This window comes from Ciceribacter azotifigens (assembly GCF_048159625.1).
Taxonomy (GTDB): Bacteria; Pseudomonadota; Alphaproteobacteria; order Rhizobiales; family Rhizobiaceae; genus Allorhizobium; species Allorhizobium azotifigens.
In genome coordinates this window covers 1-1,137 of sequence record NZ_JBLQTA010000071.1, presented here as the reverse complement: position 1 = coordinate 1,137, position 1,137 = coordinate 1, and the positions used below count along the sequence as shown (strand labels likewise).

Here is a 1,137-nt window from a genome sequence, read left to right as displayed (position 1 = left end):
TGCGTCGCAAGCCGGGACCGTGGCGATTGAGGAGCATGTCGCCTACTGCGCCTCCAAATTCGGGGTCATCGGGATGTCAAAGACATTCGCGGCCGAATGGGGCAAGCACGGCATTTGCGTGAACACGATATCGCCCACCATCGTGCTGACCGAACTCGGCAAAAAGGCATGGGCCGGCGAAAAAGGTGAGGCCGCTGTCAAGCGGATACCAGTCGGCCGATTTGCCTACCCGGAAGAGATTGCAGCATCGGCGGTTTTTCTCGCATCGTCCGGGGCAGACATGGTCNAACACGATATCGCCCACCATCGTGCTGACCGAACTCGGCAAAAAGGCATGGGCCGGCGAAAAAGGTGAGGCCGCTGTCAAGCGGATACCAGTCGGCCGATTTGCCTACCCGGAAGAGATTGCAGCATCGGCGGTTTTTCTCGCATCGTCCGGGGCAGACATGGTCAACGGCGCCGACCTGATCGTCGACGGCGGCTACACCATCCTCTAAGCCCCGGTCAGCAAGACATTATACAGGAGACAGTATGCAGCGTTTCGTAAACAATCCTGATGAGGTTGTCGAAGATACCGTAAAGGGCTTCTTGAAGGCCCATTCGGACATCGTCCGGCTTGCTGAAAATCAGCGCGTTGTCGTTGCAAAAGGCGCACCCTATCCGGGAAAGGTCGGAGTGGTGACCGGTGGCGGTTCGGGTCACGAGCCTGCCTTCATCGGCTATACCGGAAAGAACATGCTTGATGCGGTGGCTGTCGGAGAGCTGTTTTCCTCGCCGACTGCAAAAAGCTTCTACGACGCAATCTGCGAAGCAAACGGTGGCAAGGGCGTCATCGTCCTTTACGGCAATTATGCCGGCGACAACATGAACGTGAAGCTGGCCCGGAAGCTGGCCGCCAAGGACGGCATCGAGGTTGCAACCGTTGTTGCCAATGACGACGTGTGCTCCGCCCCACCGGAAGAGCGCGAGAAGCGCCGCGGGGTCGCCGGAGAAATCTTCATGTGGAAGATTGGCGGTGCCAAAGCCGCAACAGGCGCCTCACTTGAGGAAGTCCGGGTCACAGCTCAAAAGGCCATCGACAATTGCCGGTCCATCGGCGTTGGACTTGGTCCGTGCACCCTGCCAGCGGTTGGGCAT

Annotated in this window: 2 protein-coding genes and 1 pseudogene; all 3 read left to right on the top strand. The window is 58.7% G+C overall.

All coding sequences use genetic code 11. The features are described 5' to 3' along the window. The coding region (locus ACM6UT_RS23345) for an SDR family oxidoreductase (RefSeq protein WP_416799652.1) at window positions 1-355 on the top strand (355 nt) is incomplete at its 5' end. After that, window positions 288-497: pseudogene (locus ACM6UT_RS23340) on the top strand (SDR family oxidoreductase); the annotation flags it as partial. The gene ACM6UT_RS23345 and the pseudogene ACM6UT_RS23340, both read left to right, overlap by 68 nt. Window positions 498-531: 34 nt before the next feature. Beyond that, the coding region (locus ACM6UT_RS23335; protein ID WP_416799651.1) for a dihydroxyacetone kinase subunit DhaK at window positions 532-1,137 on the top strand (606 nt) is incomplete at its 3' end.